This is a genomic window from Bacillus sp. JJ1532 (genome assembly GCF_036965085.1).
Lineage (GTDB): Bacteria > Bacillota > Bacilli > Bacillales > Cytobacillaceae > Cytobacillus.
This window is the reverse complement of the sequence record NZ_JBALOW010000024.1, coordinates 32,671-48,512: the sequence shown is the minus strand read 5'-3', so window position 1 is coordinate 48,512 and position 15,842 is coordinate 32,671. Positions and strand designations below refer to the sequence as shown.

The window sequence follows — 15,842 nt, the reverse complement described above, 5'->3', positions numbered from 1 at the left end:
CTACCTAAAGGGCGTTTTAAAGCTCCCTTAACTACCTTCAACACTCATTCTTCTACCTTAAGGGTGTTATAAAGCTTTCTTAACTACCCTCACCAGTCTTTTTTCTGCCTAAAGGGTGTTATAAAGCTTTCTTAACTACCCTACCACTCTTTTTTCTACCCGAAGGGTGTTATAAAGCTTTCTTAACTTCCTTAACCACTCACTTAAAAATCTAAACGGCGATATAATACTCTTTTTACTACATACAGCCCCCCAAAAGCAGCAAAAAAAACTTCCGCGCGACCTATACAACAAAAAACACCCCCCAGCCGCAGCTGAAGAGTGTTTGGTAACATGATTAGAAGTGTTTTTCTGAAACTTTGATACGATTGATGGCACGTTGAAGAGCGAGTTCAGCTCGTTTGAAGTCGACGTTGTCGCGCTTTTGGTCGTTGAGGCGCTGCTCAGCACGTTCTTTGGCGCGGACGGCACGCTCGATATCAATGCTGTCTGCTTGTTCAGCTGATTGTGCTAAAATCGAGACTTTGTCAGGGCGAACTTCAAGAAAGCCGCCGCTAACTGCTACGAAATCTGTATTTCCGCCGTTTTTTAAACGGACAGCTCCAATTTGTAACGGTGCAACCATTGGAATATGGCCAGGTAAAATTCCAAGCTCACCGCTTTGAGCTTTTGTGCTTACCATTTCCACATCTGATTCATACACCGGGCCATCGGGAGTAACAACACTGACTTTAATCGTCTTCATTTTTTACCCTCCTGGACCGAAATTAGACCTCTACGCCCATGTTCTTTGCTTTCTCGATAACCTCTTCGATACGGCCGACGAGACGGAATGCATCTTCTGGAAGGTGGTCATATTTTCCTTCAAGAATTTCTTTGAAACCATTAACTGTTTCTTTAACAGGTACGTATGATCCTGGCTGACCAGTAAACTGTTCAGCAACGTGGAAGTTTTGTGATAAGAAGAACTGGATACGACGCGCACGGGCAACGATCAACTTGTCTTCGTCTGCAAGCTCATCCATACCAAGGATCGCGATAATATCTTGTAATTCTTTATAACGCTGTAATGTTTGCTGTACTTGAGTAGCCACTTGATAGTGCTCATCTCCAACAATCTCTGCTGACAATGCACGAGATGTTGAAGCTAGTGGATCCACAGCTGGATAGATACCCATCTCAGAAAGCTTACGCTCAAGGTTCGTTGTTGCATCTAAGTGAGCGAAAGTTGTTGCTGGAGCTGGATCCGTATAGTCATCGGCTGGTACGTAAATCGCTTGGATCGAAGTTACAGAACCAACGTTCGTTGAAGTAATACGTTCTTGTAATTTACCCATTTCAGTAGCAAGTGTCGGCTGATAACCTACCGCAGAAGGCATACGGCCTAATAGGGCAGAAACCTCAGAACCTGCTTGTGTGAAACGGAAGATGTTATCCATGAAGAAAAGAACGTCTTGTCCTTGGTCATCACGGAAATATTCTGCCATTGTCAAACCAGTTAAAGCAACACGCATACGTGCGCCAGGCGGCTCGTTCATCTGACCGAATACCATCGCTGTTTTCTTAATAACGCCTGAATCTGTCATTTCATGATAAAGGTCGTTACCTTCACGAGTACGCTCACCTACACCAGCGAATACGGAAATACCGCCGTGCTCTTGAGCGATGTTATTGATTAATTCCTGGATTAAAACGGTTTTACCTACACCGGCACCACCGAATAGACCGATTTTTCCACCTTTAATATATGGTGCAAGAAGGTCTACTACTTTAATTCCAGTTTCAAGAATTTCAACCTCAGTTGATAGCTGCTCGAATTTCGGCGCTTCTCTGTGGATGGAATCGCGGCGTGCTTCTGCAGGAATTGGTGCATCAAGGTCAATATTATCACCTAATACGTTAAATACACGACCAAGAGTTACGTCCCCAACAGGAACAGAAATAGGAGCACCCGTGTCTACTACTTCACTGCCGCGCGTTAAGCCGTCAGTTGAAGACATCGCAATGGTACGAACGGTATCATCACCTAAATGAAGAGCAACTTCAAGGGTTAAATTGATGTTAACTTCAGATTCGTTACGCGCTTGATTTACGATTGTCAATGCATTATAGATCTCAGGAAGCTGACCGCTTTCGAACTTTACGTCAACAACCGGACCCATAACTTGAAGAACGCGTCCTTTGTTCATCTTTTTCCCTCCTAATAAAGAAATGCGTTGGCGCCTCGCCCAAACTTAATTCGGGAGCAGATGCCAAATATATTTAAGTTAAGAAAGTGTTTTATTACTATTCTAGCGCAGCTGCTCCGCCAACGATCTCTGTGATCTCTTGCGTAATGGCTGCTTGACGAGCACGGTTGTAGCTTAGGCTTAGAGATTTAATAAGCTCATTCGCATTATCCGTGGCACTCTTCATAGCCGTCATCCTTGCGGCATGCTCAGAAGCTTTACTATCTAAAAGGGCTCCGTAAATTAAGCTTTCTGCATATTGTGGGAGCAATACTTCTAGAATTTCTTCTGCTGACGGTTCAAATTCATAAGATGTAAGCTTTGTTGAAGTTGAAATATCCGTTAAAGGAAGCAGCTTCTTCTCAGTTACATCCTGTTGAATTGCACTGACGTAGTGGTTATAGTACATATATAATTCATCAAATGTTTCATCCGTAAACATGCCAACCGTTTTGCTCGTAATATCCTTAATCTCAGCAAATTCAGGCTGATCAGCAACAGCTACAATGTCAAGAATGACATTCATGCCGCGCTTTTTAAAGAAGTCACGTCCATTACGGCCGATGGCAATGATTGCATATTCATCATTTGATTTATGGCGTTGTTGAATTGTTTGGTATACATGCCTTAAAACGTTACTGTTAAAAGCTCCAGCAAGACCACGATCAGATGTGATGACTAAGTAGCCCGTTTTCTTCACTGGTCGGCTTGTTAGCATTGGATGATTTGAATCCTTGCTTCCAATTGCGATGGAGGCAGTAACCTCTTGAATTTTTTCCATGTAGGGAACGAATGATTTTGCATTCATTTCTGCACGGCTCATTTTCGCAGCAGATACCATTTGCATTGCTTTTGTAATTTGGCTCGTTTTCTTCGTAGAAGTAATACGAGTTTTTATATCACGTAATGATGCCACAGGTTCTCACCACCCTTTTTCAAAGAATGTCCAGCAGAGAGCACCTAGATATTTCCAGGCACTTTCTGCTTTCCTAATGTCAGACCCCTATAATAGAGAAATTCTATTTTTCAGATGCCGCGAATGTTTTCTTGAATTCATTGATGGCAGCACCCATATCGTCATCTGCAGGAAGATCCTTTGTTGTAACGATATGGTCTAACAAATCTTTGCGGTTATGGTCTAACCATGCATGTAGCTCAGATTCGAAACGACGAATATCATGTACAGGAATATCATCTAGGAAGCCGCGAGTAAGTGCGTAAAGAATCGCAACTTGCTTCTCAACTTTTAACGGCTTGTTTAGATCCTGCTTAAGAACCTCAACTGTACGGGCACCACGGTTTAATTTCGCTTGTGTTGCTTTATCAAGGTCAGAACCGAATTGGGCAAATGATTCTAGCTCACGGTAAGAAGCAAGGTCAAGACGCAGTGTACCTGCAACCTTTTTCATCGCTTTGATTTGTGCGGATCCACCTACACGTGATACAGAAAGACCTGCGTTGATCGCCGGACGTACACCGGAGAAGAATAGATCTGACTGTAAGAAGATTTGTCCATCAGTAATGGAAATAACGTTTGTTGGGATATAAGCAGAAACGTCACCTGCTTGAGTTTCGATAAATGGCAATGCTGTGATTGAACCAGCACCTTTTGCATCACTTAATTTAGCAGCACGCTCTAACAGACGGCTGTGCAAGTAGAATACATCCCCTGGATACGCTTCACGACCTGGAGGACGGCGTAATAATAAGGAGAGCTCACGGTAAGCAGATGCTTGTTTCGTTAAGTCATCATACACAACAAGAACGTGCTTGCCGTTGTACATGAACTCTTCACCCATTGTTACCCCAGCATAAGGAGCTAAGAATAATAATGGAGCAGGCTGTGATGCAGAAGCTGTTACAACGATTGTGTAATCTAATGCACCGTTTCTGCGAAGCATTTCTACTGCATTACGAACAGTAGATTCCTTTTGTCCGATTGCCACATAGATACAAACCATGTTTTGGTCTCTTTGGTTAAGGATTGTATCGATTGCAACAGATGTTTTTCCAGTTTGACGGTCACCGATGATTAGCTCACGTTGTCCGCGTCCGATTGGCACTAATGCGTCAATCGCTTTAATTCCCGTTTGAAGCGGCTCGTGTACGGATTTACGATCCATAACACCAGGAGCATTAGCTTCAATAGGACGAGTTTTCGTTGTGTTAATTGGACCCATGCCATCGACAGGCTGTCCAAGTGGATTTACCACGCGTCCGATTAGTTCTTCTCCAACCGGAACCTCCATGATGCGTCCTGTACGGCGTACTTCATCGCCTTCACGAATTTCTGTGAAAGGTCCAAGAATAATGATACCGACGTTATTTTCTTCAAGGTTTTGTGCCATACCCATAACGCCGTTTGAAAATTCAACAAGTTCTCCAGCCATGACATTGTCGAGGCCATGAGCACGAGCGATACCGTCACCCACAGAGATAACCGTACCTACATCACTCACTTGAATTTCCGACTGATAGTTTTCGATTTGCTTTTTTATCAGCGCACTGATTTCTTCAGCTTTGATGCTCATGAGTTTCACCCCTATCTACGAATCTTAGCCTAATAATTGACGTTCTAGACGATCTAGCTTACCGCGCAGGCTGCCGTCGAAAATCCGGTTTCCGATTCGAAGCTTGATGCCGCCGAGTAAATTAGAATCTATAATATTTTCAATACGAAGTGATTTCTTTCCAACCCTAGCTGCAAAAGATGCAGATAAAGCTTCTTTTTCAGCCCCAGATAACGGGCGAATGGAATAAACAGTCGCGTCTGCAATGCCTCTTTCGTCATTTGCAAGACTAATAAAATAATCAGCCACATCGGAAATATGATCTTCACGATGGCGTTCTACTAAAATCATCAGCGTATTTAATACATAAATGTTCAATGATGCAAAAGCATCTTTAATCATCTCTTTTTTCTTCTCCATTGGAAGCTTAGGAGATTTTAAAACCGCTTTTAAGTCCGAGTTATGGTTTACTACTTTCCTAACTACACGAAGCTCTTCTTCTATTTGATCAAGAAGCTGGTGTTCATTTGCAAGCCGGAAAAGAGCCAACGCGTAGCGTTTTGCTACTGTGGAGCCTATCATCGCACTTCTCCTGCCTCTTGAATGTATTCATTAATTAGCTTATCTTGGTCTTCCGTGCTTAGTTCCTTCTCAATCACTTTAGATGCAATTAAGACAGACAGAGAAGCTACCTGTTCGCGAATAGCTGCAACTGCTTTTTCTTTTTGCTGCTCGATTTCAAGCTTAGCAGATTCCTTAATACGATCGGATTCAGTACGAGCTGCCGTAATGATTTCTTCACGCTGCAAGTCACCTTGCTTCTTAGCGCTTTCAATTAGACCTTGCGCTTCTTCACGAGCTTGTTTAAGCAGATTTCTTTGTTCTTCTAAAAGCTTCTTCGCTTCTTGACGGCTTTGTTCAGCTGCTTCAATCTCACCTGCTACATGCTCTTCACGCTGCTTCATGATGCCCATTAAAGGACCCCAGGCAAACTTCTTAAGCAGAGCCATTAAAACGATAAACATCACAAGCTGGAATAAAATATCTCCGCCGTTAAAAGCAACTCCTAATACTAAACTGCTATTTAACACCTTCGATTCACTCCCTTCAAGAGTCTCTCAAGTTTCTGTGTATATGAAAACGAATTTTTCAGGAATATTGACATAAAGGAAAGGCGAAGGTTCTCATAGAATGATCTTCGCCATTTTGGAACATTTTAACTCGTTATTAGCCACCAATAACCATGAACGCGATAACTACCGCGATGATAGGAATCGCCTCTACTAACGCAACCCCGATGAACATTGTTGTTTGAAGCATACCGCGTGCTTCTGGCTGACGAGCGATACCTTCTACTGTTCTTGAAACGATAAGACCGTTACCGATACCGGCACCTAGTGCTGCTAAACCGATTGCGATTGCTGCTGCTATAAGACCCATTATTAAGTTCCTCCTTAAAATTGTATAAATATTTTTTTGTTTATTTGTGTTTGTTCATATGATGAACAGGTATATATATTAATGGTCCGAGCTCACTTTGTGAGCTAAATAAACCATTGTTAACATTGTAAAGATAAATGCCTGAATGGCGCCAATGAAAACAGAGAACCCTTGCCAAGCAAGCGTTGGGATGATGGCTCCAATATGACCCCAAAATCCGGTTGCCAGACCTCCAGCAAGAAGCCCAAGCAAAATTTCACCCGCAAAAATGTTACCATAAAGACGCAAACCAAGTGTCAAGGTATTGGCAAATTCCTCAATAATTTTAAGAGGAAATAAAAACGGCATCGGTCTTACAAAATCACGTCCGTATTCCTTAATACCCTTGATTTTAATGCCATAATAATGTGAAAGGGCAACAACCATCGTTGCTAAAGTTAGGGTAATAACCGGATCAGCTGTAGGTGATTTCCACCATAAATAATCATTAATGACAACTGAAAACGGAAGCCCTAAAAAGTTGGATATAGCGATATACATAAGTAAAGTAATTCCTAATATATGGAATCTACCGCCAGTTTTCCAATCCATCGTACTATTGACAATTCCTTTGACAAAATCCATGATCCACTCGAAGAAGTTCTGCATTCCGGTTGGTTTCATGGCTAAACGACGGGTGGAAAGAAGTGCAATGATGAATACAACAGCACTTGCAATTGTGATCATCAAAACGTTTGCCAAGTTAAATGATAAGCCCATAAACTCACCTATAGGAGCTTCATGATGCATATGTGTTTCACCTCTCTTCCCCACTATTTACGTAAATGAAAAGATTGAATAAAATAATCTATCATAATGACAATATAGGCTGTCATTAATCCAAAAACTACGCTAATCAGGTGCAGATTTTCCGGATACTTCATCGCGATCATCACCGCTAAAACGGCCGATGCCATCCTGGAAACCATCCCTAAGGAACGCACCTTTCCTCCCTTTTCCACCGCTTGTCCGAACTTATCAACCCTTCTCGCCATCTGCCACAAATTAAATAAGCTTAAGGATGTTCCTAAGATAAGCCCTAGGAAAATAGATTGATAAGAGGTAAATCCCCAGCCAAGAACATAAATGGACAACAGTAAAAATATGTATTTTCGTTGCCTGATGAACATCAGTTTAAATTCCGGCATGGTCTTTTATTCTCCTGTGAAAAAATGTTGGATTAATCTAGTCATAGCAAAAATTCCTGTTGCTAAGCCGAGAAATAATCCTATAATAAGGAATAGCGGTTCAGTATCTGCCTTACTGTCTAGCCATCTTCCTACAAAAATACCAATTAAGACAGACCCGACTAATTGTGAAAGAATAGCAGAAATTAAACCCATTGCGATAAATGGACTGCGATTTTTTTGACGCATGAAAACGCATCCTCTCCGTATAAGAGAACGGTAAGCGAATCACTAAAAAAGTCAATAATAACGGGATCCATGACTGCTTTTTCATTTTGAAAACCCTGCCATTTACACCCTTTGTAAGCATACAATAGGCACTTGTCAATGTCAATGTGTTTGTAGTGAAAAAAGTCACATTGAAAATGATGGAAATATGGTATGTTCACACAATTATCATAATTTATTTTCGCGAAATCTATTGAAAAATGAGCGCAGTTTTGCTACGCTCATTTTTTAGCTATTTTTTTTTGGCTATTTTGTTCAACCAATTGTCCATTCTGCTGTATGAAAAGATATGACTCAATGGAATCTTCTTTTCCCGCCTTTTTGGCAAAAACTTTGATAATATATAACCCCGGGTCCGGAAGCTGTCGACTGTCGATTTCCTGTAAAAGCTGCCCTTTTCCAACGTTCCTTTTCCAGTCTAAAAATCCAATAAAGCGAAGACTTTCTGCTTCAAACATTGCAATCCCGAACTCCTCCGCTCCTCCTGGCAAATACACTTCATAGCGATACACGTCCTTTTTATCCCCTTTTCCTAAACCAAATCCCATCACCCGCGGATAATTAGGTTCCTCAAGGACATAAAGATATGGCAGGTTGATTGTTTGTGAACCCGCATTTAATATAATATTGCCATCATATATCTTTTTGTTTAGCAGCTCCGGATCTACAGAAAGCTTGACTTCCACTCTCTTTTTCTCACCTGGCTTTAAAAAGAAGGATAAAGGAAATTTCCAGCTCAGGCCATTTTCGGCAGGCGGGATAGAAAATGAATAGGATTGACCTTTTGTGCCGATATTTTTGATGGTCACATAGCTTGAGTGCTCATGCAGGCTGTCAGCGAGTTGAAACTTCCCGAATTGAAGGGATCCAGGCGTAGCCAGCGTATTGGTCTTTAGTGCCCGTTCGATTTGAATTCTCCCGGAGCCTTGCTCGAATGTCCGGTACAGCTTTCCTTTTTGATTGAAAATGGGTTTTGCGGTATTCATAAGAGCAGCTTTAATTTCCTCAGGCCCCCAGTCTGGATGGGCTTGCTTAATTAATGCACAGGCTCCCGCTACATGAGGCGCTGCCATACTTGTACCTTGTAAAGGCAAATACCCGCCAGGTACAGTGCTGTTAATCGCGACCCCTGGCGCAACCACATCAGGTTTTATTTCCCATGTGGAGGTCACAGGACCGCGGGAGCTAAAGTCAGCAAGAATATCCTTTTCCTCTATAATATGGGTTCTGGCAAATACTTTGTTTTTGGCTATTTCTTTTTTTACTTTTTCACCGTTCTCTTTTGACAGGGCCGTGACAGGAATCGAAACATCCGTCTCTAAGTTGCCAAAAAAGGCACCTTTCGTATTATTGTAAATAATGACAGCAACGGCACCTGCTTCATAAGCATTTATCGCTTTTTCTGTAAAAGTAAGTTCCCCTCTTTCCAGGAGCACAATTTTACCCTTTGCCTCCTTTAATTCTTCCTTTTTCCCTAATCCTGCTTTGATGATTTCATAGGATTTATTAAAATCCCACTCTTCAGATCCTTGAAGAGGCTCGAGTCTTAACCTCTGGCCGGCAATATCTATATATGGAATGTTTAAGGTAGGGGTTGAAGCACCGACTGAGATTGCTTTGGAGGCTGTGCCGGGCGAACCGACTGTCCAGCTATTCGGGCCCGAATTTCCCGAAGACGTTACAGCCGTTATCCCCTTTTCCACTGCTTTATTTAAAGCTAGGCTTATCGGAAGATCAGGACCGTTCACATTATTTCCGAGCGATAAGTTTAAAACATCCACCTTATCCTTTATTGCACGATCAATGGCTGCTATCACCTGCTCGGTGGTTCCGCTCCCCCCTGGCCCAAGTGCCCGGTAGGCAATAATGGTGGCTTCCGGCGCAACCCCGCGAATTTTTCCGTTTGCGGCAATGATCCCCGCAACATGCGTCCCATGGAGGGTGCCCTCCCCTTGTGAAGACAGAGTTTCCATCGGATCGTCATCCCCATCAACTAAATCAAAACCGCCCCCATAATTGACCCTTAAGTCCGGGTGCGTATAATCGATCCCTGTGTCAATGACGCCAACCTTTACGCCTTTTCCCGTTAATCGCTGATTCTTGGCATCAAATAAGCCCCTGACCTCTTCTCCTCCAATCATTTTCACACTTTCGTCCGCATGAACCTTATACGTATGAACTGGTGAAGCCATTTTTGCACCAGCTATCTTAGAAAGCTGATCAATATCCGCCTGCATGCCTTTTACCGAAAACCCGTGAAAAGCGTATTTGTAAATATGCCGTAATTCCATCTTGGGTATTGATTGGATGAGCTTTTTGATTTCCTGCTCGCTTTTTTCTTTTTCCAGAATGATGATGGATACCTTTTTGTCCTGTGAAGATTCCATTGGGATGGGAGGGTGATGCAGTGTTTGTGCATATGCGGTTGATTGGAACAATAGCATGAACATGAGAGGTAAGAAAATGTTTTGTTTTTTCATATGACCATCACCCTTTTTTCATAGGGTTTTCTTTATAGAGGGGAAATATGCGGGGGATTGTTGGGAGTTTGGTGAGGGATAAGTATTTTTCTCGAGACTTCAACAAAACTCTTGCATTGAACACTCCTATGTTAGTGTTTTTCTAATAAAAAACTGGCCCTTTATCAGGACCAGTTTAATCACTATTAATATGGCTTATATTCTTCTGGACGATCGGATAAAATTCTTGATCCAGCCCCATCGCCAAACAAATTTACGGCCTCTTCCATTTTACAATAGGCAATTTAATAGCACATCTTCAAAAAGAAGCCTTACTTCGTTCCAAACAATCGATCTCCCGCATCCCCTAGTCCAGGAACGATATAGCCGTGGTCATTTAACTTTTCATCAAGGGCCGCGATATAAATATCTACATCCGGGTGAGCTTGTTGAAGCGCCTCGACTCCTTCTGGTGCCGCAACTAGGCACATGAATTTAATATGGGTTGCGCCACGCTTTTTCAAGGAATTTATGGCTTCAATAGCGGACCCGCCTGTCGCAAGCATTGGGTCGATGACGATGAAGTCTCTTTCTTCCACATCGCTAGGCAGTTTCACATAATACTCTACCGGCTGCAATGTTTTTGGGTCGCGGTATAACCCAACATGGCCGACCTTTGCAGCAGGGATTAGCTTTAAGATTCCATCGACCATTCCAATTCCTGCACGAAGAATAGGGATGATCCCAATCTTTTTCCCAGATAGGACCTTTGATTTTGTCATGCTAATCGGCGTCTCGATTTCAACCTCTTCTAATGACATATCTCTCGTAATTTCAAACGCCATTAAAGTGGCAACTTCATCAACAAGCTCGCGGAAATCCTTCGTCCCTGTAGATTTGTCGCGAATGTATGTAAGTTTATGCTGGATTAGTGGATGATCAAATACGTATACTTTTGCCATGTAAAAATCTCTCCTTTTTTTATTTTAGACATGCTCCTATAAATGAAGAATCTTCCTTACAACCTCCCGAAAAAATCTTTCCATTTCTCCAATAGGGTTAGCAACAATAAGGAAGCTATTCTATCTTCGACATTTTTCTTCATCTTGCACTTCGTCTAATTTTACAGAAAAACTTTTCACACGGCAACTTTGATTCTAAATTGTTATGGAACTTTCATAATATGAGTAGAATCAATCGGGGATTAGCAGGTTTTTGAAATTGGCTGACAAAGTAACGAATCTGCTGATAATCTTTCTTTTTGCTGAAAAAGCAGCCAATCTTGGTGATAAACTATCATAATGGGCTAAAAAAATCCGTTTCAACCGCTTTCCCCTTGGATTTAATCACCAAAAAAGGCCAGACCCTTTCTAATAGGATCTGACCCGTGCTTTTATAGATTAATATTCAGGATATAATGTAAAGTTGCTTGTTAAGGCTTCGACACGATTTCTAGCTTCTTCAAGCTTGCCTTCGTCTTCGTGGTTTTTCAGTGTAAGAGCAATAATGGATGCAATCTCTTGCATTTCTTTTTCCCCGAATCCGCGAGATGTTACGGCAGCTGTACCGATGCGTATACCGCTAGTTACGAATGGGCTCTCTGGATCGAATGGAATTGTATTCTTGTTCACAGTGATGCCGATTTCATCAAGAACATGTTCAGCAATTTTTCCTGTTAGGCCTAGTGAACGCAAATCAATTAGCAATAAATGATTGTCTGTTCCGCCAGAAACAAGGTTGATTCCTTCTTTTTGAAGAGATTCCCCAAGAAGCTTCGCATTAGAAATGATATTGCCTGCATATGTTTTAAAGTCATCCTGAAGCGCTTCGCCAAATGAAACAGCTTTCGCCGCAATCACATGCATTAATGGACCGCCTTGAATGCCAGGGAAGATGGATTTATCAATTTTCTTCGCGTATTCTTCTTTACAAAGAATCATACCGCCGCGTGGGCCGCGAAGAGTTTTATGAGTAGTTGTCGTAACAAAATCTGCATAAGGAACTGGATTTTGATGTAAGCCAGCTGCTACAAGACCAGCGATGTGAGCCATATCCACCATTAAAATAGCTCCCACTTCATCAGCGATTTCACGGAAACGTTTAAAATCAATCGCACGTGGATAAGCACTTGCACCCGCAACGATTAGCTTCGGTTTGTGTTCGCGTGCTTTTTCAAGAACCACATCATAATCGATCATTTGAGTCTTTTCGTCAACACCATACTCAACAAAATTGTATAGAACTCCACTGAAGTTTACAGGGCTGCCATGTGTTAAGTGACCGCCATGAGATAGATTCATACCAAGAACCGTATCGCCTGGCTCTAAAATAGTGAAGTAAACTGCCATGTTCGCTTGGGCACCAGAGTGTGGCTGTACATTCACATGCTCAGCTCCGAAAATTTCCTTCGCACGGTCACGAGCTAAATTCTCCACAACATCAACATGCTCGCATCCGCCATAATAGCGGCGGCCTGGATAGCCTTCTGCATATTTATTTGTTAGCACAGATCCTTGTGCTTCCATAACTGCTTCACTCACAAAGTTCTCAGAAGCGATTAATTCAATTTTTGATCTTTGTCGTCCTAACTCATCTTGAATGGATTTGAAAACTAGCTCATCTTGCTTTGATAAATGCTTCATCTAGTAGGCCTCCCTTTTCCTTCATCTATTTTCAAAAAAATATATACACTCTACCATTTTTGAAAATTCTATTATATATTATCATGTTTTGTTTGTGAAAAGAAGATTATATATTCTTTAGCGATTTAAAAAGGGAAAGCCCTGCATGATGCAAGACTTTCCATTTTAAAGAACCCACAATACCCTTATTGGCATGATTCATTTTCCGCTTTTCTCTCGTATACCGCTCTTGCGCCGCCGATCAGCTTCGGTCTCGTTTTAGCTAATGTTACATGCGCATCACCAACCGATTTCTGAGCAGTTCTAATTGGAACAGCCACATGCTTCATATGCATGCCGATGAAAGTATCGCCGATATCGATTCCCGCATCCGCCTTAATATGCTCGACCATAACCGGATCCTCGAAATGCTCAAACGCATACGTTGCCATAGCTCCGCCAGCCGTACGAACCGGAACCACGGTTACTTCATCAAGACTATTCCGCTCCGCTGTTTGCCTCTCGATAACTAAAGCGCGGTTCAAATGTTCACAGCATTGAAAGGCGAGAGCCACACCCGTTTTTTCACTAAAGCTTTTTAGTTTTGAAAAAATCATTTCGGCTACCTGTTCAGTGCCAGCTGTTCCGATTTTCTTCCCTGCCACCTCACTTGTGCTGCAGCCTATCACTAAAATATGCCGCTGATCAAGGGACACTTGCTCACCAAAATCTTGAATAATATCTGTTAGCTGCTTTTCCCAAACATGAATCAATTCCGTCATAAAAAGCTCACCCTTTCGGAAGCTTCGTTTTTTATTTTTGATAAAACAGGCCTTAACCTCAGCTGTTGAATGTTTTGGACAGGTTTCAGCGTTTTTCCAAGAACCTGTCCAATAAATCAAGGTTCTTGGACAGCTTTCTATGTTTTACCGAGAACCTGTCCAATAAATCAGGTTTCATGGACAGCTTTCTATGTTTTTCCGAGAACCTGTCCAACAAATCAACATTCTTGGACAGCTTTCTATCCTTTTCCAAGAACCTGTCCAACAAATCAAGGTTCTTGGACAGCTTTCTATGTTTTTCCGAAAACCTGTCCAACAAATCAAGGTTCTTGGACAGCTTTCTATGTTTTTCCGAAAACCTGTCCAATAAATCGAGTTTCATGGACAGGTTTCAATGATTCCTCCGAGACCCTGTCCAACAAGTCAAGCTTTCTGGACAGGTTTCAGCGTTTTCCAGAGAACCTGTCCAATAACCGGAAGCTTCACCTTATTTATTTTCGTAATCCCTAATTTTTCCAACGCGGTTTTCGTGGCGTCCGCCTTCGTATTCCGTTGTCAGCCATACCTTCGCAATTTCACGTGCCAGCCCTGGACCAATGACGCGTTCCCCCATTGCCAGCATATTGCTGTCATTATGTTCACGTGTTGCCTTCGCACTGAAGGTATCATGAACGAGTGCACAGCGGATGCCCTTCACCTTATTTGCTGCAATGCTCATCCCGATTCCAGTTCCGCAAACAAGAATCCCTTTATCAAACTCACCTTTCGCTACCTTTTCAGCAACAGGCAATGCATAATCCGGATAATCCACAGATGTTTCGCAATCACAGCCAAAGTCCTCAAATTCAATGCCCATTTCTGTCATGAGCCCTTTAATTTCCTCGCGAATTTGAATGCCGCCATGATCTGATGCAATTGCTACCTTCATATATAATCCTCCTATTTATCAGAAACACTAATTTTTTTAAGTATACTGTTATTTTGACATAAGAAATGAGAAGTGTGCAAGGGGACGATTTTGTGGGAGTAGTTAAAAAGAGAGCCCTCCTGAAACAGAAGACTCTCCACTACTAAATTTGAAATCTCGTAATTGTATTCTTTAATTTTTCTGCTTGTTCCTTTAGTTCATTGGCTAGATTTTCGACATTCGACATGACTTCGTTTTGCTGGTCTGTGGCTGTCGCCACTTCCTGAGCACCTGCAGAGGTTTCTTCCGCAATCGCTGCGACCTCTTGAGATTGTGTGGATGTATGTTGAATGCTTTCCATTTGGCGGTCGACCAAATCGGTAATGGCTGACACGAAGGAAGCCATTTCGTTGACGGTTTTCGTCATTTCCTCAATAACTATATTCGTTTCTGTTCCCTTTTTCGCTTCATTGTTAGCGGTCTCGACTTGCTCAGAAATTTGCTTAACGACATTTTGAACCTCAGCTTGGATATTCGAAATTAATTCAGAAATTCCTTGAACCGCGGTTGCACTTTCGTCAGCTAACTTTCTTACTTCCTCCGCGACAACGGCAAATCCTTTCCCATGCTCCCCGGCACGCGCTGCTTCAATGGAAGCATTTAGGGCAAGCAGATTCGTCTGAGCGGCAATGTCACCGACAAGCTGAATAATCTGCTCTACTTTTCTAGCATTCTCCTCTAAACGAATAACCGTTTGCAGAGATTCCTGATTTTCATTGGCAAGCTTTTCAATGCCTGATACGAGAGAATGAATCACCTTTTTCGAATCATGAAGATCCTGAACCATTTCACTCGAAACGGATACAGAAGCTCTCGCTTTCTCTTGAACCTCTTCCGCGATGCTAATTACATCTTCAACTAGTTCCGCAGTAGACTGAATCGCAATCGCTGAATTGTCAGCCCCAAGTGAGATTTCATTGATCGTTCGAGCAATGGAATTAGCTTGCTCTGCCGCATAAGAGGATTCCTTGGAAATCGCGATTACCTTATCATTTGTTTCGCGAAAGTTCTCATCAATTTTTTGAACCATTTCCCTTAAATTCGCAAGCATGTCATTAAAGGCAACCCCAAGTGAGCGAATTTCATCATCAGATTTCGCTAACTCCACATCCTCTTGAATATCCCCTTGCGCAGCTTTTAATGCCATTTTCTCTAGCTTTTGTAATGGCTTTATAATGAAGCCCGCAGCAAAAAAGGCCAAAATCGCCGACCAAATAATGCCTAAACTTAATGTAATAACGCTGAAAAGGACCTCATTAAAAGGCAATGAATTTTTGATCATTGGGTATAGGAAATAAATAAAGAATGCACTTGTTGAATACGTAATGATGGCTAAAATTGTAATAAAACATACAAGTTTCTTTCTCAACCCAAATTTGTA

The 15,842-nt window shown here is 42.1% G+C and carries 17 protein-coding genes and 1 pseudogene; 1 reads left to right on the top strand and 17 read right to left on the bottom strand.

The annotated features are described in order from the left end of the window. Window positions 1–337 precede the first annotated feature (337 nt). The 14 genes from V7122_RS10595 to V7122_RS10530 form a co-directional block, all read right to left on the bottom strand. The gene (locus tag V7122_RS10595; RefSeq protein WP_335344861.1) at window positions 338–745 is read right to left on the bottom strand and encodes a F0F1 ATP synthase subunit epsilon; all 408 of its coding nucleotides are present in this window, start codon (window positions 743–745) and stop codon (window positions 338–340) included. 22 nt (window positions 746–767) lie between these two features. Continuing rightward, the gene (gene atpD / locus V7122_RS10590) at window positions 768–2,189 is read right to left on the bottom strand and encodes a F0F1 ATP synthase subunit beta (RefSeq protein ID WP_335353627.1); all 1,422 of its coding nucleotides are present in this window, start codon (window positions 2,187–2,189) and stop codon (window positions 768–770) included. A 97-nt stretch (window positions 2,190–2,286) separates the two neighbouring features. Continuing rightward, window positions 2,287–3,144 carry a F0F1 ATP synthase subunit gamma gene (locus V7122_RS10585; protein WP_335490072.1) on the bottom strand — a complete coding sequence of 286 codons (858 nt, stop codon included), beginning with the start codon at window positions 3,142–3,144 and terminating at the stop codon, window positions 2,287–2,289. Between the two features lie 103 nt (window positions 3,145–3,247). Next, window positions 3,248–4,759: a F0F1 ATP synthase subunit alpha gene (gene atpA / locus V7122_RS10580; RefSeq protein WP_335344858.1), complete on the bottom strand. Its 1,512-nt coding sequence runs from the start codon at window positions 4,757–4,759 to the stop codon at window positions 3,248–3,250. 24 nt (window positions 4,760–4,783) lie between these two features. After that, window positions 4,784–5,320 carry a F0F1 ATP synthase subunit delta gene (locus V7122_RS10575; protein ID WP_335526640.1) on the bottom strand — a complete coding sequence of 179 codons (537 nt, stop codon included), beginning with the start codon at window positions 5,318–5,320 and terminating at the stop codon, window positions 4,784–4,786. After that, entirely contained in the window at window positions 5,317–5,829 is a 513-nt protein-coding gene (gene atpF / locus V7122_RS10570) for a F0F1 ATP synthase subunit B (protein ID WP_335526638.1), read from the bottom strand. The genes V7122_RS10575 and atpF overlap by 4 nt, the downstream gene beginning before the upstream one ends. A 136-nt stretch (window positions 5,830–5,965) precedes the next feature. Further along, complete coding sequence (gene atpE, locus V7122_RS10565) at window positions 5,966–6,178, bottom strand: F0F1 ATP synthase subunit C (protein ID WP_019153961.1); 213 nt, start codon at window positions 6,176–6,178, stop codon at window positions 5,966–5,968. A 78-nt stretch (window positions 6,179–6,256) separates the two neighbouring features. Then, window positions 6,257–6,967: a F0F1 ATP synthase subunit A gene (gene atpB / locus V7122_RS10560; RefSeq protein WP_335344855.1), complete on the bottom strand. Its 711-nt coding sequence runs from the start codon at window positions 6,965–6,967 to the stop codon at window positions 6,257–6,259. A gap of 23 nt (window positions 6,968–6,990) precedes the next feature. Further along, the gene (locus tag V7122_RS10555) at window positions 6,991–7,365 is read right to left on the bottom strand and encodes an ATP synthase subunit I (RefSeq protein WP_335344854.1); all 375 of its coding nucleotides are present in this window, start codon (window positions 7,363–7,365) and stop codon (window positions 6,991–6,993) included. A gap of 6 nt (window positions 7,366–7,371) precedes the next feature. Next, window positions 7,372–7,593, bottom strand: coding sequence for an AtpZ/AtpI family protein (locus V7122_RS10550; protein WP_335526636.1), 222 nt, complete (start codon window positions 7,591–7,593; stop codon window positions 7,372–7,374). 260 nt (window positions 7,594–7,853) lie between these two features. Beyond that, window positions 7,854–10,112 (bottom strand): S8 family serine peptidase, encoded by a 2,259-nt coding sequence (locus V7122_RS10545; protein ID WP_335526634.1) that lies wholly within the window; start codon window positions 10,110–10,112, stop codon window positions 7,854–7,856. A 311-nt stretch (window positions 10,113–10,423) separates the two neighbouring features. Then, window positions 10,424–11,053 carry a uracil phosphoribosyltransferase gene (gene upp, locus V7122_RS10540; protein WP_335344851.1) on the bottom strand — a complete coding sequence of 210 codons (630 nt, stop codon included), beginning with the start codon at window positions 11,051–11,053 and terminating at the stop codon, window positions 10,424–10,426. Between the two features lie 438 nt (window positions 11,054–11,491). Then, window positions 11,492–12,733 carry a serine hydroxymethyltransferase gene (glyA, locus tag V7122_RS10535; RefSeq protein WP_335526632.1) on the bottom strand — a complete coding sequence of 414 codons (1,242 nt, stop codon included), beginning with the start codon at window positions 12,731–12,733 and terminating at the stop codon, window positions 11,492–11,494. 185 nt (window positions 12,734–12,918) lie between these two features. Further along, entirely contained in the window at window positions 12,919–13,494 is a 576-nt protein-coding gene (locus tag V7122_RS10530) for a TIGR01440 family protein (RefSeq protein ID WP_335526630.1), read from the bottom strand. 190 nt (window positions 13,495–13,684) lie between these two features. On the opposite strand from V7122_RS10530, the gene V7122_RS10525 reads away from it, so the two are divergent. Further along, complete coding sequence (locus V7122_RS10525; protein WP_335526628.1) at window positions 13,685–13,864, top strand: hypothetical protein; 180 nt, start codon at window positions 13,685–13,687, stop codon at window positions 13,862–13,864. Window positions 13,865–13,981: 117 nt separating this feature from the next. Here the strand turns inward: V7122_RS10525 and rpiB are convergent, their stop codons facing one another. The 3 genes and pseudogenes from rpiB to V7122_RS25735 form a co-directional block, all read right to left on the bottom strand. Then, a complete protein-coding gene (gene rpiB, locus V7122_RS10520) occupies window positions 13,982–14,422 on the bottom strand; it encodes a ribose 5-phosphate isomerase B (RefSeq protein ID WP_335526626.1) in 441 nt (146 codons plus the stop codon). 142 nt (window positions 14,423–14,564) lie between these two features. Then, window positions 14,565–15,491, bottom strand: coding sequence for a methyl-accepting chemotaxis protein (locus V7122_RS10515; protein ID WP_438824090.1), 927 nt, complete (start codon window positions 15,489–15,491; stop codon window positions 14,565–14,567). 12 nt (window positions 15,492–15,503) lie between these two features. Beyond that, a pseudogene (locus tag V7122_RS25735) lies at window positions 15,504–15,743 on the bottom strand (HAMP domain-containing protein); the annotation flags it as partial. Between the last annotated feature and the right edge of the window lie 99 nt (window positions 15,744–15,842).